General features: G+C 63.4%; 20 protein-coding genes. 14 read left to right on the top strand and 6 right to left on the bottom strand.

The window, feature by feature from the left end; translation table 11 throughout:
- The first annotated feature begins 3 nt into the window (after positions 1-3).
- Positions 4-1,239: a dual-specificity RNA methyltransferase RlmN gene (rlmN, locus tag FHS06_RS01375; RefSeq protein WP_167044451.1), complete on the top strand. Its 1,236-nt coding sequence runs from the start codon at positions 4-6 to the stop codon at positions 1,237-1,239.
- A 182-nt stretch (positions 1,240-1,421) separates the two neighbouring features.
- Here rlmN and FHS06_RS01370 read toward each other — a convergent pair whose 3' ends face one another.
- Entirely contained in the window at positions 1,422-2,375 is a 954-nt protein-coding gene (locus FHS06_RS01370) for a LysR substrate-binding domain-containing protein (RefSeq protein WP_167044448.1), read from the bottom strand.
- A 103-nt stretch (positions 2,376-2,478) separates the two neighbouring features.
- On the opposite strand from FHS06_RS01370, the gene FHS06_RS01365 reads away from it, so the two are divergent.
- From FHS06_RS01365 to FHS06_RS01315, 11 genes are all read left to right on the top strand, one after another.
- Positions 2,479-3,342 carry an aldo/keto reductase gene (locus FHS06_RS01365; RefSeq protein WP_167044445.1) on the top strand — a complete coding sequence of 288 codons (864 nt, stop codon included), beginning with the start codon at positions 2,479-2,481 and terminating at the stop codon, positions 3,340-3,342.
- 53 nt (positions 3,343-3,395) lie between these two features.
- Complete coding sequence (locus FHS06_RS01360) at positions 3,396-4,412, top strand: aldo/keto reductase family protein (protein ID WP_167044442.1); 1,017 nt, start codon at positions 3,396-3,398, stop codon at positions 4,410-4,412.
- 171 nt (positions 4,413-4,583) lie between these two features.
- Positions 4,584-5,018, top strand: coding sequence for a hypothetical protein (locus tag FHS06_RS01355; protein WP_167044439.1), 435 nt, complete (start codon positions 4,584-4,586; stop codon positions 5,016-5,018).
- A gap of 72 nt (positions 5,019-5,090) precedes the next feature.
- Positions 5,091-5,768: a GntR family transcriptional regulator gene (locus FHS06_RS01350; RefSeq protein WP_167044436.1), complete on the top strand. Its 678-nt coding sequence runs from the start codon at positions 5,091-5,093 to the stop codon at positions 5,766-5,768.
- The gene (locus FHS06_RS01345; RefSeq protein ID WP_167044433.1) at positions 5,765-7,291 is read left to right on the top strand and encodes an MmgE/PrpD family protein; all 1,527 of its coding nucleotides are present in this window, start codon (positions 5,765-5,767) and stop codon (positions 7,289-7,291) included. The genes FHS06_RS01350 and FHS06_RS01345 overlap by 4 nt, the downstream gene beginning before the upstream one ends.
- Positions 7,291-8,190, top strand: coding sequence for a methylisocitrate lyase (gene prpB / locus FHS06_RS01340; RefSeq protein WP_167044430.1), 900 nt, complete (start codon positions 7,291-7,293; stop codon positions 8,188-8,190). The genes FHS06_RS01345 and prpB overlap by 1 nt, the downstream gene beginning before the upstream one ends.
- Before the next feature lie 98 nt (positions 8,191-8,288).
- Positions 8,289-9,461: a bifunctional 2-methylcitrate synthase/citrate synthase gene (locus tag FHS06_RS01335; protein WP_167044427.1), complete on the top strand. Its 1,173-nt coding sequence runs from the start codon at positions 8,289-8,291 to the stop codon at positions 9,459-9,461.
- Between the two features lie 18 nt (positions 9,462-9,479).
- The gene (locus FHS06_RS01330; RefSeq protein WP_167044424.1) at positions 9,480-10,256 is read left to right on the top strand and encodes an enoyl-CoA hydratase-related protein; all 777 of its coding nucleotides are present in this window, start codon (positions 9,480-9,482) and stop codon (positions 10,254-10,256) included.
- A gap of 40 nt (positions 10,257-10,296) precedes the next feature.
- Complete coding sequence (locus FHS06_RS01325) at positions 10,297-11,073, top strand: electron transfer flavoprotein subunit beta/FixA family protein (RefSeq protein WP_167044421.1); 777 nt, start codon at positions 10,297-10,299, stop codon at positions 11,071-11,073.
- 8 nt (positions 11,074-11,081) lie between these two features.
- On the top strand, positions 11,082-12,056 hold the full coding sequence (locus FHS06_RS01320; RefSeq protein ID WP_167044418.1) for an electron transfer flavoprotein subunit alpha/FixB family protein: 975 nt from the start codon (positions 11,082-11,084) through the stop codon (positions 12,054-12,056).
- Positions 12,057-12,063: 7 nt separating this feature from the next.
- Positions 12,064-13,422 (top strand): cytochrome b/b6 domain-containing protein, encoded by a 1,359-nt coding sequence (locus FHS06_RS01315; protein ID WP_167044416.1) that lies wholly within the window; start codon positions 12,064-12,066, stop codon positions 13,420-13,422.
- 97 nt (positions 13,423-13,519) lie between these two features.
- Here FHS06_RS01315 and FHS06_RS01310 read toward each other — a convergent pair whose 3' ends face one another.
- From FHS06_RS01310 to FHS06_RS01295, 4 genes are all read right to left on the bottom strand, one after another.
- Positions 13,520-13,753, bottom strand: coding sequence for a hypothetical protein (locus FHS06_RS01310; RefSeq protein ID WP_167044413.1), 234 nt, complete (start codon positions 13,751-13,753; stop codon positions 13,520-13,522).
- A gap of 96 nt (positions 13,754-13,849) precedes the next feature.
- Positions 13,850-14,122 carry a hypothetical protein gene (locus FHS06_RS01305; RefSeq protein WP_167044411.1) on the bottom strand — a complete coding sequence of 91 codons (273 nt, stop codon included), beginning with the start codon at positions 14,120-14,122 and terminating at the stop codon, positions 13,850-13,852.
- Between the two features lie 35 nt (positions 14,123-14,157).
- Entirely contained in the window at positions 14,158-14,913 is a 756-nt protein-coding gene (cofE, locus tag FHS06_RS01300; protein ID WP_310734761.1) for a coenzyme F420-0:L-glutamate ligase, read from the bottom strand.
- 1 nt (position 14,914) lies between these two features.
- Entirely contained in the window at positions 14,915-15,421 is a 507-nt protein-coding gene (locus tag FHS06_RS01295) for a GNAT family N-acetyltransferase (RefSeq protein ID WP_165141084.1), read from the bottom strand.
- A 169-nt stretch (positions 15,422-15,590) separates the two neighbouring features.
- Between FHS06_RS01295 and FHS06_RS01290 the strand changes: the two genes are divergently transcribed.
- Positions 15,591-17,081 (top strand): HNH endonuclease signature motif containing protein, encoded by a 1,491-nt coding sequence (locus FHS06_RS01290; protein WP_167044406.1) that lies wholly within the window; start codon positions 15,591-15,593, stop codon positions 17,079-17,081.
- A gap of 24 nt (positions 17,082-17,105) precedes the next feature.
- Here FHS06_RS01290 and FHS06_RS01285 read toward each other — a convergent pair whose 3' ends face one another.
- Positions 17,106-17,528, bottom strand: a complete 423-nt coding sequence (locus FHS06_RS01285) for a RidA family protein (protein WP_167044403.1) — start codon at positions 17,526-17,528, stop codon at positions 17,106-17,108.
- A gap of 73 nt (positions 17,529-17,601) precedes the next feature.
- On the opposite strand from FHS06_RS01285, the gene FHS06_RS01280 reads away from it, so the two are divergent.
- Positions 17,602-18,063: a hypothetical protein gene (locus tag FHS06_RS01280; protein WP_167044400.1), complete on the top strand. Its 462-nt coding sequence runs from the start codon at positions 17,602-17,604 to the stop codon at positions 18,061-18,063.
- Positions 18,064-18,092: the final 29 nt, after the last annotated feature.

Below are 18,092 nucleotides of genomic sequence, written 5' to 3'. Positions count from 1 at the left end.
AACATGACGACCCCTGAGAACACGCCCGTGCGCTCAACGACGCCCCGACAGGTGCGCCCGGCGACGGAAGGCTGGTCGCAAAAGAAAGACGATGCCGGTCGTCCGCTGCTGCAGTTCGCATCCCCCAAGAAGGGGATGCCGCCGGCTCACCTCGCCGACATGACCCCGAAAGAGCGCGCCGAAAAGCTGAGCGAGCTCGGATTTCCCGCCTTCCGCGCGAAGCAGCTCGAAAAGCATTACTTCACGCATTACACGAGCGACCCCACCACGATGACCGATCTTCCGGCGGTCGGCCGCGAAGAATTGGTCGGCGGGATGCTGCCACCGCTCTTGACCGAGGTTCGCCGCCTCGAAACCGACCGTGGCGACACGATCAAATTTCTCTGGAAGCTCCACGACGGCGCCCTCGTCGAGTCGGTACTCATGCGCTACACCGGCCGCATCACGCTGTGCGTATCATCGCAGGCCGGTTGCGGCATGAACTGCCCGTTCTGCGCCACCGGCCAAGCGGGGCTCACGCGCAACATGTCAGCGGCCGAAATCGTCGACCAGGTTGTGCGTGCCAACCGCCTCATCGCCGAGGGCGGACTTGGCGACCCGCGCCGCGTCGGTCACGAAGACGAGCGCGTCACGAACATTGTTTTCATGGGCATGGGGGAGCCGCTCGCCAACTACAAGCGGCTCATGCAGGCTATCCGCACGATGGTCGACAAAGACCACGGTCTCGGCATGAGCGCCCGCGGCATCACAGTCTCTACGGTGGGTCTCGTGCCGGCGATCAAGAAGCTTTCCGACGAAGACATTCCGGTGACGTTCGCGCTTTCGCTTCATGCCCCCGATGACGTGCTGCGCGACGAGCTCATCCCGGTGAACTCACGCTGGAAGGTCGATGAGGCACTCGATGCTGCTCGCGAATACTTCGACAAGACGGGTCGACGCGTGTCGATCGAGTACGCGCTCATCAAAGACATGAACGACCACGGATGGCGCGCAGATCTCCTGGCCGACAAGCTCAACGAGCGCGGTCGCGGATGGGTGCATGTGAACCCGATTCCGCTCAACCCAACTCCGGGTTCGATCTGGACGGCCTCAGACGTGAGCGTGCAGAACGAGTTCGTCCGCAGGCTCAACGACGCCGGCATCCCAACGACTCTTCGCGACACCCGTGGCAAAGAGATCGATGGCGCCTGTGGCCAACTTGTCGCCACCGAAGACGACGTAGCCGCCTACGGCGCCTGAGCCGCAGCATCCGCTGGCTTCTTCTGTCGTCCCTCTTCGCCGACGCTTCACTCTCCGAAACGCTGCTCTGAACGGCCGACACCCCGGCGATGCTGCTGCGGGCACGGCGTGTCGGGTCCGAAGGCAGCGTTTCGGCGAGGTGGGCAGGGGCGGATGACGCGGGCCGAGGTGCCTCGGCAGGGTTAGGCGGTTGCGGGGACGGCGGGAGCCTCGGATGTGAGCTCGATGGCATCCGCGTCGGCGCAGGCCAGGCCGCACTCGGCGGCGTCGAGATTCAGGATCTCGAGAAGACGGGATGCCGCGGGCTCGGCCGCCGTCGAGGCGATAGCCGAGACGACCCACACCGGGGTTTCGTTCGCGGGCAGCTGCAGGGTGACGAGCCCCTCTGCCTGCGGCTTCCACGCGATGTGTTGCGGCACGAGCGCGACCCCGAGGCCGCGGTGCACGAGGTCGAGCAGTGTGTGTACGTCATCGACCGTGCATGAGACGCGGCGAGTGACTCCGTGGGCTGCGAAAGCAGCTTCAGTGAGAGTGCGGACGCCCCACGACTCGCGGAAGTCAACGAATTCGCGGTCGCGAAGCTCTGACCAATCGATGCGACCAGCGGATGCCAGCGGGTCGCTTTCTGGAACGAGCAGCACGAGGGGCCGTCGCCCAAGCTCTACTGCGCTCATTGTGGCGAGGTGCTCGGTGGTGGCAACAAACGCGACATCGAGATCACCGTTTCGCACCATTGTCGCCAGCTCGTGCGAGCCAGCCTGCACGAAGTGGATGTCGACCTGGGGATAGCGCCGGTGGAAGCGTTCGAGCACGGGTGGAACATCGATGACACCGAGGCACTGCTCAGCTCCCACGCGCAGGCGACCCGACAGGTCGTGCGTGGCGTTGACGATGGCATCGCGTGCCGCGGCGGCTTGGGAGAGCATCTCGCGTGCGAACGGCAGCAACGCGCGCCCAGCATCCGTTGCTGTCACCCGGCGCGTTGTGCGCGTGAATAAGCTCGTGCCGAACTCTTCTTCGAGGCTGCGAATAGATGCCGAAAGGCCTGACTGTGAGACTCCGCAGAGTGCCGCCGCTCGAGTGAACTGTTGCTCTTCAGAGAGGGCGACGAGGTATTCCATTTGGCGGAGATCCATTTAGCAGCTCAACTTCTTAATGATAGAACGCGTAGTTGTTGGACTTCTAGCTTCTATCCTCCTACCGTGGTTATGCAAGTCTTCACGAATTAAAGGAGCTCTAGTGCAGCAGCGAAAAATCGGAGACGTTAACGTTGGAGCGATTGGTCTCGGCGGCATGCCGATGTCGATCGAAGGCCGACCTGACGAAAGCCGATCGGTTGCGACGATCCATGCCGCGCTCGATGCGGGTGTGACCCTGATCGACACCGCAGATGCGTATCACCTGCACGCCGACGACGTCGGACACAACGAAATGCTGATCGCGCGTGCCCTCAGCGAGTACAGCGGCGACCTCTCGCAGGTTCTGGTCGCCACAAAGGGCGGACACCTTCGCCCCGGCGACGGCTCGTGGACCCAGAACGGTCACCCCGACTACATCAAGGATGCCGCCAAGGCTTCGGCCGCACGGTTGGGCGTTGAAGCGATCGGTCTCTACCAGTTCCACCGCCCAGACCCTGAGGTTCCTTACGCCGATTCGATCGGTGCAATCCGCGACCTGCTCGATGAGGGCGTCATTCGGATGGCTGGAATCTCCAACGCGAGCATCGCCCAGATCGAAGAGGCTCAGGCTGTTCTCGGTGGACGCCTCGTTTCGGTGCAGAACCAGTTCTCGCCGGCGTTCCGCTCCAGCCAGGCAGAGCTGGAATACTGCGCCGCGAACGGCATTGCGTTCTTGCCGTGGTCACCGCTTGGTGGCATCAAGCGTGCGAGCGCCATCGGCGAAAACCACAGCGCTTTCCAAGAGATTGCGTACGGTCGCGGCATCAGCCCACAACAGCTCACGCTCGCGTGGGAGCTCGCTCTCGCGCCGACCGTCATTCCCATTCCCGGTGCCTCGCGACCCGCGAGCATCCAAGACTCGGTCGGGGCCGCAAGCCTCGAGCTGACAGCGGATGAGATCGCTGTGCTCTCGGCAGACGCCTGAGCAACGGCATCCGTCACTCAACTCACCCACCACTTCACTCAAGGAAGAATTAGATGGTTAATTACCGATACCTCGGCAACAGCGGACTCAAGGTCTCTGAAATCACCTACGGCAACTGGGTCACCCACGCCTCGCAGGTCGAAGACGATGCGGCCCTTGCCACTGTGCACGCCGCGCTCGACGCCGGCATCACGACATTCGATACGGCAGACACCTACGCCAACACAGCGGCGGAGGTTGTTCTCGGCAAAGCTCTCGCCGGCCAGCGTCGCGAGTCACTCGAGATCTTCACGAAGGTCTACTGGCCGATCGGACCCCAGGGCCCGAACGACCAGGGCCTTTCGCGTAAGCACATCTTCGAGGGCATCAACGGGTCGCTGCAGCGCCTCGGAATCGACTATGTCGACCTCTACCAGGCGCACCGTTTCGACTACGAGACCCCGCTCGAAGAGACGATGCAGGCATTCGCCGACATCGTGCGTCAGGGTAAGGCCCTCTACATTGGCGTCTCGGAATGGACTGCAGAGCAGCTCCGCGAGGGTCACGCCCTGGCAAAGGAGCTGAAGGTGCCGTTCGTTTCGAACCAGCCCCAGTACTCCATGCTGTGGCGCGTCATCGAGGGCAAGGTTGTGCCGACCGCCGAGGCGCTCGGCATGTCGCAGATCGTTTGGTCGCCGATGGCGCAGGGCGTGCTCAGCGGCAAGTACCTGCCGGGTCAGGCCGTTCCGGCGGGCTCGCGCGCGACCGACGAGAAGAGCGGTGCCACCTTCATCAAGCGGTTCTTGGCTGAAGACACCCTCACCGCCGTTCAGAAGCTCAAGCCGCTTGCCGAGCAGGCAGGTCTCACCATGCCGCAGCTCGCCATCGCGTGGGTGTTGCAGAACCCCAACGTTGCGTCGGCTCTCGTGGGTGCGTCGCGCCCCGAGCAGCTTGCCGACACCGTTAAGGCTTCGGGCGTCGTGCTCGACGCCGACCTCATGACGGCGATCGACGACGCGCTCGGCGACGTCGTCGAGCGTGACGCCGAGAAGACCTACGAGGTCTCCCCGAAGTCGCGCCCCGGTAACTAGTAGTAGTTCTCCGGTTCGCACCCCCATCGCGAAGGGTCGCAACACGCCGCATGGTTCCACTCGGAGCCGTGGCTTTACGGCGTGTTGCGACCCTTCGCGTGTAGGTGGGGGTGGTGGGTTCGAGCTGCGCGCTGCTAGAAAGGTGGCACAACGGATTCGGGAAAGGATGCCGTGACCCCTCGCACTGCTGGGATACTCCTCATTGTCGTGAGCGTCGCGATGGGCATCGCGTCGGGGTGGTTGATCTCGCTGCCGCGGTGGGGAATTCTGGCCGCGGTCGCACTCACCATCGCAACCATTGGAATGCTCGCCGGGCTCCTGTGGCTCTTTCGGCGCAGCTGGGCTGACAAAACGTGGCCACCGGGTGGGAGTGGCGTGCCTAATCCGGCGCGAACTCGGCGTGTGAGTCTCATAGTCGGATTCGTCATGCTCGCGCTCATACCGGCATTTGTGACGCTCGCGATAGTTCGAATCTCGTCCGGAGATGTGGACGTTTTTACGGCCATAATCTGGCTGTTGCAGGCATGCTTTTACGGGGCGTGGGGAGTGATGTTGCTTCGCGTGGGGCTCGGCAGAGTGCGCAGCGACGACACCGAATCCAAGTGACTTTGTATACGCAATAAGCGCACTCGGCGAGATTTTGGGCGGTGAAACGCCGATTGTGTATACCATAAAGATATGGCTGCGAATACTGTCGTGAACTCTGCGGCGACGGCGCGGGCAAGTGAGCGAGCATATGTGCGCCTGCTCGATGAGATTCAGTCCGGTGCTCTGCCGGGCGGTGCAGTCCTCGGCGAACAGGCGCAGGCGGCACGCCTCGGTGTGAGTCGCACGCCGCTGCGCGAAGCGCTCGGTCGCCTCGCCAACGACGGACTCGTTGTGCAGCAGTCGCCGAGAGTCACCGTCGTCGCCGGGATCGATGCCGACGACATCCGCGATCTTTTCGAAGTGCGCCGAGCGCTCGAAGAAACCGCTGCGCGTCTCGCGGCAACACGTGGTGACAGCGCAACATTTTCACGCCTCGCAGCAGATTTCGCGCGATCAGAACTGACGTCGGCGGGCGGCGCAGACGCGTATTACGCTCTCATCGCGAGGTTTGACGCGGCAATCGACGCTTCGGCGGCTAACGATCACCTCACCGAGGCGCTCCGCCCAGTGCGCACGCAGCTTGTGCGAGTGCGGCGGATGGCGCAAGTCAATCCCGAGCGATTGGCGGCATCTGTGCGAGAGCATGAGTTGATTGCGACGGCGATTGCAGCGGGCGATGGGGAACTCGCCGCACACGCTACGCACGTACATCTTTTTAATGCAGTAACCGCCATTTTGGGCGAGCTTGTGGAAGGACACCCCTCATGACCATCTCTCACTACCTGCGCGTGCACCGCAGCGACGAAAACCTCGCGCGCGAAGGCCAGCTCGCCTGGCACCTTGCCGAGGTCGCAACAGACCCCGTCGAGCTGGAACCTGAGGTGATCGAAATGATCATTAACCGCATTATCGACAACGCGGCGGTGGCTGCGGCATCCCTCACTCGTCACCCCGTGAGTGCGGCGCGTCAGCAGGCGCTCGACCACGCCGTATCGGTTTCGGGCTCTGGGTCAACGATTTTCGGCTGCGCGCTTGAGCGCCGCACGAGCCCCGAGTGGGCGGCATGGGCCAACGGCGTCGCTGTGCGCGAACTCGACTATCACGACACGTTCCTGGCTGCCGAGTACTCGCACCCCGGCGACAACATTCCGCCGATCCTCGCTGTCGCTCAGCACGTCGGCGTCGACGGTATGGCCCTTGCCCGCGGTATCGCGACAGGCTACGAAATTCAGATGGACCTCGTGCGCGCCATCTCGCTGCACAAGCACAAGATCGATCACGTGGCTCACCTCGGCCCGTCGGCTGCTGCCGGAATCGGGACCATGCTGGGGCTCGATACCGCCACGATTATGCAGGCGATCGGCCAGGCGCTTCACACGACGACGGCGACGCGCCAGTCGCGAAAGGGCGAAATTTCGACGTGGAAGGCGCACGCCCCAGCCTTCGCCGGAAAAATGGCCGTCGAAGCTGTCGACCGTGCCATGCGTGGCGAGACGAGCCCGTCTCCGATTTACGAGGGCGAAGACGGCGTGATCGCCTGGATGCTCGACGGCCCGGATGCCTCGTACAACGTGCCGCTGCCGGAGGCCGGCGAACCGAAGCGCGCCATCTTGGACTCGTACACGAAAGAGCACTCGGCCGAGTACCAGGCCCAGGCCTGGATCGACCTGGCCCGCCGCCTCGGCACGGAGAACCCCGAGCTTCGCGACCCCGCCAACATCGAGTCGATCGTGCTCCACACGAGCCACCACACGCACTACGTGATCGGGTCGGGTGCGAATGATCCGCAGAAGTACGACCCCGCGGCATCCCGCGAAACGCTCGACCACTCGATCCCGTATATCTTCACCGTCGCGCTGCAGGATGGCGCGTGGCACCACGTCGACTCATACGCACCGGAACGTGCCGCCCGCGAAGACACTGTGGCGCTCTGGCACAAGGTGACGACCGCCGAAGACGCTGAATGGACGCGTCGCTACCACTCCGAAGACCCCGACGAGAAGGCGTTCGGAGGCCGGGTCGAGATCCAGCTGACGAACGGCGAGACTGTGATCGAAGAAATCGCGGTTGCAGATGCGCACCCGCTCGGTGCGCGCCCCTTCGCTCGCGAAAACTACATCGCGAAGTTCCGGATGCTGGCCGAGCCCGTACTCGAGCCTGCCGAAATCGACCGGTTCATTGCGCTCGCCGAGCGGTTGCCCGAGCTCACGGTCGATGAGGTACGCGAGCTCACGATCGTCGCGAAGCCCGGTGTGTTGGCGAATGCGCCCGCTCCGAAGGGACTGTTCTGATGCTGTACGCCGAGACATCCGCTGCCGAAAAGCGCCGCCTTTTTCGCGAGCGTCTCGCGTCGGGTGAGCTGCTGCGCTTTCCCGGTGCGTTCAACCCGCTATCGGCACGGTTGATCGAGCAAAAGGGCTTTGAGGGTGTCTACATTTCCGGTGCTGTTCTGTCGGCAGACCTGGGTCTGCCCGATATCGGGCTGACGACCCTCACCGAGGTCGCCGGGCGCGGCGCGCAGATCGCGCGAATGACGGAGCTGCCAGCGATCATCGACGCTGACACCGGGTTCGGTGAGCCGATGAATGTGGCCCGCACGATTCAGACGCTCGAAGACGCCGGCATCGCGGGAATGCACATCGAAGATCAGGTGAACCCCAAGCGGTGCGGGCACCTCGACGGCAAGTCGGTCGTCGATTCGGCTACCGCAATCAAACGGATTCGTGCCGCGGTCGATGCCCGACGCGACCCGAACTTTCTCATCATGGCGCGCACCGACATCCGGGCTGTTGATGGGTTGGATGCCGCAATCTATCGCGCGAAAGAGCTCGTTGACGCCGGGGCCGATGCCATCTTCCCCGAGGCGATGCGTGACCTCGGCGAGTTCGAGGCGATGCGGAAGGCTCTCGATGTGCCGATTTTGGCGAACATGACCGAGTTCGGTAAAAGCGAGCTGTTCTCGACGGAGCAACTGCGCGATGTCGGCCTCAATATCGTCATTTGGCCGGTTTCTCTCCTGCGCACCGCGATGGGGGCAGCAGGCCGCGCACTCGATACGCTTCTTGATGAGGGACACCTCACGTCTAAGCTCAGCGAGATGCAGCACCGCGCCGAGCTGTACGAGCTGATCGATTATGAGTCTTACAACCACTTCGACAACGGGGTCTACACCTTCGAGGTTCCTCGCTAGTTTTGCCCCAACCACCACGCTCACTTGCCCAAAATTGCGGGTTCCAGCCCCAAAACACCCACAAATATGGGCAAGTCGAAGAATTTTAAGGAGAGAGCATGACGGACATTGACATTAAGAAGGGGCTTGCGGGCGTCACGGTCGACTACACCGCCATCTCCAAGGTCAACCCCGAAACCAACTCATTGATGTACAGCGGGTACCCCGTACAAGAACTCGCAGCCACGCAGTCGTTCGAGGCTGTCGCATACCTGCTGTGGCACGGAGAACTGCCGGATGCCGCTCAGCTCGCTGAGTTCGAAGCCACCGAGCGTGCCAACCGTGCGCTTGACCCGAACATCAAACAGACCATCGACCTGTTGCCCCTTGAGGCGCACCCGATGGATGTCGTTCGCACGGCGGTCTCGGTCGTCACCGCTTCTGACCCCGCAGCGTTCGACAGTTCGCCCGAGGCCGACACCCGCAAGGCGCTGCGGCTGCTCGCGAAGATTCCCGCGATCGTTGCGTACGACCAGCGCCGCCGCCGCGGGCAAGAGGCTATCGAGCCGCGCGCTGACCTCGACTACTCGCACAACTTTCTCTACATGACGTTCGGCGAGGTGCCCGAGGCAACTGTTGCCGAGGCGTTCAACGTGTCGATGATTCTGTACGCCGAGCACTCGTTCAACGCGTCGACATTCACTGCGCGAGTGATCTCGAGCACGATGAGCGATCTCGGCTCAGCAGTGGTCGGGGCGATCGGTGCTCTCAAAGGAACGCTGCACGGTGGCGCCAACGAAGCCGTGATGCACATCTTCGACGAGATCGGTACCGCCGACAACGTTGTGCCGTGGCTCGATGACGCGATTGCCAACAAGAAGAAGGTCATGGGCTTCGGCCACCGCGTCTACAAGCGCGGTGACTCGCGCGTGCCCACGATGAAAGCGGCGCTCGACACGCTGGTCGAGTATTACGACGCGCCTCAACTTGGCGAGCTCTACGACACCCTCGAGAGCGAGTTCGTCGGGCGAAAGGGCATCTATCCCAACCTCGACTATCCGTCGGGTCCGGCGTACCACCTCATGGGCTTCGATACCCTCACGTTTACGCCGTTGTTCGTTGCTGCGCGCATCGTCGGGTGGACAGCTCACATCATGGAGCAGACGGCATCCAATGCTCTTATTCGTCCGCTCGCGGCCTACAACGGACCCGACGAACGTCACATCGAGGGATACGTTCCGCCCGCCGAAGTGGCTGCGGCAACCGAGCGCCCCGAAGAGGCCGCGGGCTGAGCGTGAAATCATAGGGTCATGAGCGCATACGAAACGTTGACAGTTGAAACGCAAAACCGAGTTGGCATCATCACGCTCAACCGGCCGCGGGCGCTCAACGCCCTGAACTCGAAGCTTGCGACCGAGCTCGGTCGGGCTGCTACCGAACTCGACAACACCTCGAACATCGGATGCCTCGTGCTCACCGGTTCTGACCGTGCATTCGCTGCGGGAGCCGACATCAAAGAGATGGCCGACAAGTCTGTCTACGACATGACGGCGAACAATCCGTTCGCGGGTCTCGAAGAATTTGGACGGGTAAAGAAGCCGATCGTTGCGGCAATCGCTGGCTACGCGCTCGGTGGTGGATGCGAACTCGCGATGATGTGCGACGTTCTGCTCGCGGCCGACAACGCCGTATTCGGTCAGCCCGAGATCAACCTCGGTGTTATTCCGGGGCTCGGCGGAACGCAGCGCCTTTCGCGTGCTGTCGGTCCGGCGCTTGCTGCCGACCTGGTTCTCACGGGGCGCAACATGGACGCCGAAGAAGCTCTTCGCGCGGGACTCGTATCGCGTGTTGTTCCGGCCGCTCAGCTGCGAAGCGAAGCGATGTCGGTTGCGGGAATGATCGCTGCGAAGTCGTTGCCGGTGATCATCGCTGCGAAAGCAGCGCTGCGGGCGGCACAGGAAACCACGCTTGCCGAGGGGCTTCGCTACGAGCAGCGCACGTTCACGTCGTTGTTTGCGCTCGACGATCAGAAAGAGGGCATGGCTGCCTTCCGCGACAAGCGCGCACCTGACTTTCAGAATCGTTGATGGGCTGAGGCCTAAGGGGACGTGGCGCTGAGGAGGCACCGTGAAGATCGTCGTGCTGGTCAAAGAGGTTCCAGACACCTACGGTGACCGTGTTCTCAATCTGGAAACGGGGCTTGCCGAGCGAGGTGCGAGCGAAACGGTGATCGATGAGATCGGTGAGCGTGCCCTCGAGGTCGCTCTCACTCATGCCGAATCGACGCCCGGCACCGAGGTCGTCGTGATGTCGATGACTCCGGAAAGTGCCGCCACCTCGGTGCGAAAAGCTCTCGCGATGGGCGCGGCATCCGCTGTGCACATTGCCGATGAGGCGCTGCGAGGTGCCGACCTCACGCTGAGTGCCGAAGTGCTTGCTGCCGCTCTCACGCGCACCGGGTTCGACCTTGTGATCACCGGCAACCAGTCGACAGACGGATCGGGTGGTGTGATGGCATCGATGCTGTCGGAGCTGTTGGACGTGCCCGGAGTCACGAGCCTCAACAGCGTCGTGCTTACCGATGGTGCGGTCTCAGGTGAGCGCGCAATCGACGGCGGAACGATGGACACGACTGCGAGCCTTCCGGCGGTGATTTCGATCACCGAACGGTTGCCTGACGCTCGCTTTCCGAACTTCAAGGGCATCATGGCGGCGAAGAAGAAGCCGGTTGAGGTGCTCACGCTCACCGACCTCGGCATCAACCCCGACGATTTCTCGGTGCCACGCGCGATCATGACTGCGATCAGCGAGAAGCCGCCGCGCTCTTCGGGCACGACGATCACCGACGAGGGGGACGCCGGCGAGAAGCTCGCGGCCTACCTCATCGAGAACCGACTGGTGTGAGGAGCGACATGGCTGAATCAACAGCGGGCGCGATTCTGGTTCTGCTCGATGTAACGCCTTCGGGTGCGCTCGCATCCTCGTCAGCGGGTCTTCTCGGCGCCGCAAGCGACGTGGGCACACCCGTCGCTCTCATCGCCGACGCTCGTGGTGCAGAGCTTGCAACGGATGCCGCAGCCCTCGGCGCGACGCGGGTGCTCGTGGCTGAGGTCGACGTCGCAGCGGTCTCGGTGCCGGTCGTCGACGCTCTGGCGTCAGCTGTCGCTCTCGTGCAGCCCGATGCGGTCTTGGTGTCGCATTCGATTGTGGGCCGCGATGTTGCCGGGCGGTTTGCTGCGCGCTCGCGCTCGGCGCTGCTCGTGGATGCCGTCGGCGTCTCGCGCGATGACGAGGGCATCGTCGCGCAGCACTCGGTCTACGGCGGTGCCTACAACGTTTCGGCCGCTGCGACGCTGGGTGCGCCGGTGATCACGGTGCGGCAGGGTGCGATTGACGCTCGCGGCGAGGCCCAGCCTGTGGTTGTCGAGCAGCTGGAGGTTTCGGCATCCGGTCGCAAAGCGGCGTCGGTCGATGCTGTGCATGAAGCCGTCGTTGTGTCGGCGAGGCCCGAGCTTCGCGGTGCCGCCCGGGTGGTTTCGGGTGGGCGCGGGCTGGGCTCTGCAGAGAAGTTCGTGCTGGTCGAAGAGCTCGCCGATGCGCTGGGTGCCGCTGTTGGAGCGTCGCGTGCGGCGGTTGATGCGGGCTACGTGACGCAATCGGCGCAAGTGGGGCAGACTGGAGTTTCAGTGTCGCCGCAGCTGTATGTCGCCCTCGGCATATCTGGCGCAATTCAGCACAAGGCTGGAATGCAAACCGCTAAGACCATCGTCGCGATTAACAAAGATGCCGAAGCTCCGATATTTGAGATCGCGGATTTCGGGGTCGTGGGCGATGTGTTCTCGGTGGTTCCGCAGTTGATTGCGGCGCTCGAATCGAAGAAGGCGTAACTCCCCGATGGCGAAAGACCTCCGCGCTGTGCGTCGTGGGCTCCCGCGTGAGCCCGGTGGCGAGGCGTGGCCACCCGCGTCAGCCGAGCAGTCTGAGGCCGTCGTTGACGAGGTTTCAGTTGAGGGTTCTGCGCCAACGGGAGCCGTCACTGAAGCTCCAGATTCGCTTCCTGATGCTGTCGCCACGGCGGTGACCGCCAGCGCTAGCGCTGTTCCGGTGCGCCGCGGTCTGCCGCGCAAGCCCGGTGGCGAGCCTTGGCCCGACGTCATCGTTGATGCTGTTGAGGCTGCTGCGCCTGTCGAGACTACGGCGCCGGTCGAGAGTGCTGCGCCGGAAGCGCCCGTTGCGGCATCCGTTCTGGTGCCGGCACGGGATGTCTCGGTGCCGCTGCCGTTCACGCCCACAGTTTTCCCCGGTCGGGCTGCTCTCGTGCCGCGTCCAGAGCCCAAGCCAGAGGCAAAACGGTACGGCCCATTTACTCGACTGCAGTGGGTCGGTGCCGTTGTCGTTGGGGGAGGGTCGCTGCTTTTTGCCGCGGCGATGCTCGTGCTCGCGACGCGCTGGCTGGTCTCTCTCGACGCGTTGCGCGACTTCTTGCAGACGTACCCCGGCGAGTACCCGCTGCCCGAGACGGCACCCGTGGGGCTACCCGCGTGGGTTGGTTGGCAACACTTCTTCAATACCTTCTTCATCGTGCTGATTATTCGCACGGGCCTGCAGGTGCGAAGCGAGAAGCGTCCCGCGGCGTTCTGGTCGCCGCGCGGCAACAAGAAGCGTCGCATCAGTTTGACGCTCTGGTACCACCAGTCCCTCGACATTCTGTGGCTGGTTAATGGCGTGATCTTCGTTGCACTGCTGCTTTTCACCGGCCAGTGGATGCGCATCGTGCCGACAAGTTGGGATGTCTTTCCGAACGCGATTTCGGCGGCGCTCCAGTACGTTTCGCTCGACTGGCCCACCGAGAACGGTTGGGTGAACTACAACAGCCTGCAGCAGCTTGCGTACTTCACGACAGTGTTCGTCGCGGCACCTCTTGCGACCATTACGGGTGTTCGTATGAGCGGCATTTGGCCGAAGAACGCCGTGCGTCTCAACCGGCTGTATCCGGTGGAGTGGGCGCGGGCCGTGCACTTTCCGGTGATGCTCTACTTCGTGTTCTTCATCATTGTGCACGTGGCGCTCGTGTTCGCGACCGGTGCGCTGCGGAACCTCAACCACATGTATGCGGCGCAAGACGTCGTCAACTGGGCCGGGTTCTGGATCTTCGCGGCATCGATGCTCGTTATTGCCGCCGGGTGGATCGCGTCGCGGCCGCTTGTGTTGGCGCCGATCGCGCGATTGTTTGGGACGGTCAAGGGGCGGTAGCTTCGCGTCCCTCGTAACGCCGAGGCGCATTCGCAGCACCGGTCGAACGCATCACGGGCTACTGCGTCGCGCGACTTCGCTTCTTTATGCGAGGGTGCTAGGTCGCGAGTAGGCCAGCAACGAAAATCTGAGCAACGAAAATCAGGGCGTGCTCACTCGTGGCGGTGCCCACGATCAACCCGAGGGCCGTGCTCTGGACAGCCACCGTCATGACCGTGATGTTGTACCCGCGGGGCGCTTTTCGGCGCTGTATCGGTCGCTGGTTCGTCATCGGCAATCGAGTGAGAGACTCGTCTTTGTAGTCTTTCCGCATCCCTGCGAAATGCTGCATGGCCCGCAACTGCCCAGATATCTCTCGAGGCAAATCTTGAGCAGTGGTGCCGCGCGCCGCCGAGGCCGTTCGCGAAGGCAATGCCCGCGCGGCAGCTCAGAGGTTGCGGCGCGCGTCTGGATCTTCGGCGAGTCGGGCTGCCTCGAGCTCCACGGCCTCTTGCTCAGCTTCAGTCAGCGGAGGGAGACCCAGTTCGTCGACCGGAATGCCCGCGTACGGATCGGCACCGGGGAATTCTTGACCGAACGAGCCCGCGACGCCTCCCCCTGGGGGAAACTCATCTCCCGCGGCGCCCAGAATCGTTTCTTCGCCCGGAGCCTGCTTCTCCACGTCGTCACCGAGGTGCTTATGATGCCGCTCAACACTCATGTTCACTCCTAGTCGTAGCGATGGCTCCACTGTGATTATCGTTCAGCTAGCGCTGCGGCGTAGCCCTGTTGCCACGATTCCTCGGCGCCGAGGTGAAAGAAGTCACGCTCTGCGGGCCTGATAATCGAACGTGCCCCTGGCAGATCGAGGTCGCCGACGAGGTCAGCGCGACCACGCACCACAGCGACCGGCAGTCGCGCAGCTTTGCCCTTGACGAGATCCCCGGCGGCAGCGATCTCGTCTGCAACGCACGGCATCGTCACCGATAGCGGGCGACCCTCGGCGTCGGTCTTGCCTCGCATGTCTTCGAAGACATGCACCCCGGCAGCCCCGATGGCCGTGTCGGTCTGCCCTTCACGCCAGGCTCGCCCGAGAGTATCCGAGATGATGACGCCAACGGTGGCACCGGTGCGCTGGCGCAGACCCGTCGCGATGGCTCGAGCCGAGGCATCCGGATCTACGGGAAGCAACAGTACGGTGCCCTCGGGAGTATTCGAGGCGTCGACGCCGGCGGCAGCGCCAATGATGCCGAGGCGGTTCTCCACGATGCGCGTCGTGTGCCCCGCGGGGGTGGTGCGCGTTGCGACGACTCGCACGGTTTCGGCGGTGATCGCATCTTCGCGATCGGATGCCGTCACGAATCTGCCCTCGGCTTTGGAGACGATCTTCGAGGTCACCACGAGAATGTCACCGTCTTGCAGATCACCCCCGGCAGCGTCAGCGAGAAGAGCTACGAGGTCGTCGCCGTCGTGCACCTCGCCGATACCGTCGAGGGCCCAAACTGTCAGCACGTCAGCGGACGAAACGCACCTCGGTGAGCGTCTCACCGAGGAAAGGCTCCGTGTGGTTCGCGCCGTCGAGAGAGAATCCGTTTCGCACATAGAAGCGGTGCGCGCGCGGGTTGTCTTCGGCGACCCAGAGGTACGCCTCTTCGCCGTCTTCGATGGCGGCATCGAAGAGCTGCTGGCCGATTCCGGTGCCATGCCACTCGTCAAGCAGATAGATGAAGTACAGCTCGCGGTTGCGCGGAGCGTCTTTGTCGCGTGCAGGTCCCGAGCCGACGAAGCCGACAATTTCGCCATTTACGAGCGCGGCGCTCATGCGAAAATCATCACCCTGACTTGCCCAGTGCGTCCACAGTTCGCCGAGTCGGCGGGTGGAGATCCGCTCGAGAGCGGCCTTGCTGATGAGGTGGTCGTAGGTTTCGTGCCAGCACGTGGCGTGAACGCGGCCAAGGGCCTCAGCGTCAACATCACGCACGGGCCGCACGATGACGTCTGCAGTCAGTTCGGCTTCCATGGCCAGACTCTACGTCAACCCTATGAACGGGTGGAAATCGGCGAGTTCGCGTGTGTCGCCCTCTTCTCCACGGGCGGGCACTCGGGGCGGTTATCCACAGGCTTTTCCCCAGGTGAAGAGCATATTTCGGTGGCGGGGCAATGTCGGAAGCCCCCGTCACAATAAAGCCATGACCGAGACAGCTTTCGCAGACGGAACCGGTGCTTCAGCCGGTGACGTGTGCGTTGCGCTCGGCGAGATCGAGGCTCAGCTCGGTCAGGTGAGCGCCGAAGCTTTCGGCTCACGAGCGCTTTCCGCCGCGACCGATGCCGAGGTTGTCGCCGTGCTCCAACGCGCAGCGCAGGTCGCGCGTCACGCCGAGGCCCTCATGGTCGAGGCGACGGCTCAGGCCAATGAGCGTTCCAGCTCAGCTGCTGTGAGCGAGCGCATGACGACGGATCTCGGATGCCGTTCGGTCGCCGAGCTCCTGCAGCGCTCGACCCGGGTGTCGTCGCGGGCAGCGACCGCCCTCGTACAGGGTGCCCGCGCCGTTGCTGAACCGGTAGCTGTCGCTTCGGGTGAGGTGCTGCCGGCGGAGTTTCCTGCGATGCGCTCGGCGCTTGCGGCCGGAGACGTGGGAATCGATGGACTCGTCGCGGTCACTGGGCCGCTCGCTCGCGTTGTGTCGACAGCGGGGCGCGCTGCCCATCTTGCCGCCGATGAAGAGCTTGCTGCGTCGGCTCGTGGTGACGGCGTCGATGGTGCACCGCCCGCGTGCGCCGATGACCTGCGCGGTCAGGCGACGGTGTGGGCGAGGTATCTCGACCAAGATGGTGCTGAGCCGCGCGAAGTCGTGGCGATGAGAAAGCGCGGTGTGACTCTCGGTGTTGCGCGTGACGGCGTCGTTCCGCTGCGCGGCAATTTGCTCGCCGAGGTTGCCGGTCAGCTGCAGCAGATCTTTGACAGCGTGCTGAACCCCAAGGTCGCGGGTAGCGTCGCCGATAGCGAGGCAGTATCGGGGCCGTTCTTCGCGCCGACTACCGATGAGCCAACTGACTTTCCCAATGGGGCCGACGCTGATCGCCGCACAGCTGTGCAAAAGCGGCACGATGCCCTCGCGACAGCGCTCACAGTGGCAGCGGCGTCGGGTGAGCTTCCGACGCTCGGGGGCGCTGCGCCCACGCTTGTCGTCTCGGTGCGAGGCGAAGACATCGCATCCGGCCACGGGCAGGCGCACGTCGAGGGCATCGCTGAGCCCGTCACGCTCGACGTCGCGCGCCACATCGCGTGCACGGGCGCTGTACAGCGCATCGTGACCGATGCGCGCGGTCGCATTCGGCAGATCGAGACGAGCGACAGAGTTTTTGCGCACCATCAGCGTCGAGCGATTGCGCTCCGCGACGGCGGATGCATCATCCCCGGCTGCCGCGTGCGCTCATCGTGGTGCGAAATCCACCACGTCACCGAGCATGCACGGGGTGGAGCAACTCACACTGACAACGGGGTGCTGCTCTGTTGGTTCCACCACCGCACGATCGACAGCGTCGGCTGGAAGATACGCATGAACGCGGGCGTTCCCGAGGTGCGAGGCCCGTACTGGTGGGATGCTACGGGTCGGTGGCGAGCGCCGACCACCTCGCCGCCGCAACTTCGAGATCGGCTACAGCGCCGGGTGCAGTGATGGCAGCGGGATTCTTGCCGCGCTTCACATACCCTCGCGCTCGTCTGGAACCGCTGCAACTGCCTCGATTTCGACGAGTTGGTCGTCGTAGCCGAGGACGGTTACGCCCGTGAGAGTACTGGGCACATCGTGATCGCCGAACGCATCGCGAACAACCTCCCACGCCGCGACGAGGTCCTCTTGTCGCGAAGAAGCTACGAGTACGCGAGTGCTGACAACGTCGCTCATCGTCGCATCCGCTGCTCGAAGTGCCTCTGCGAGTGTCTCGACGCACTTTGCTGCCTGTCCTGCGTAGTCGCCGACCGCTGCGGTTGAGCCGTCCATTTCGAGCGGGCAGGCGCCGGCGAGAAAGATTAGGCGAGCACCGCTCTCGACGCTCGCGCCGTATGCATATTGGGCAACATCACTGAGGGAATCAGAGCGGATGAGGCGGACAACACTAACCATCTCGACATCCTGTCACGCACCGCGTGCAATGCCCGAGGCCTGCCCGGAGATACCTGCACTAGCGTCGATGGCGATGACGCGATTCGGCCCACTGTCTACTTCGCCCGAGGGCCTCATTCTGGGCGACCCCGGGAGGAAACACCTTCTTCTCACTCCGGCTGGTATGAACTACCGCGCCCACGCGGCCCCGCCGCAGTTCTTTGCGTGGAACGAGATCGAAGGCGCCACGATCGATCTGCCGACTTCTCGATTTCGGTTTCCGGCGCTTGCCGTCGGTGTCGCGTCATGGGCAGTCGCCTTTTCGAGTGGCGAGAGTATTCACTTGGACCCCGACGACGGGTCTGTGACGATTGTTTCGCGCGGAGACGAGGTCCTGCTCGATATCGGGCGACACCACGTCGGTGGCTATTGGCGCGCCAGTGTCGCTGCCGCGCAGCGGTTGCTCGAACGCTTCATCGTTGAGCCGCAGAGCAGAGAACTGCTCAATCATCCCGAGGAACTGCTCCGTGCAGTGACAGCTTCTGTGCGGCGCTGAAGAAAACAAACGTCGGCATTTAGAGCATT

The sequence above is a fragment of the Microbacterium halimionae genome (assembly GCF_011761265.1).
In the GTDB taxonomy this organism is placed as follows: domain Bacteria; phylum Actinomycetota; class Actinomycetes; order Actinomycetales; family Microbacteriaceae; genus Microbacterium; species Microbacterium halimionae.
The sequence above is the reverse complement of the archived record's forward strand: the minus strand, read 5'-3'. Positions and strand labels throughout refer to the sequence as shown.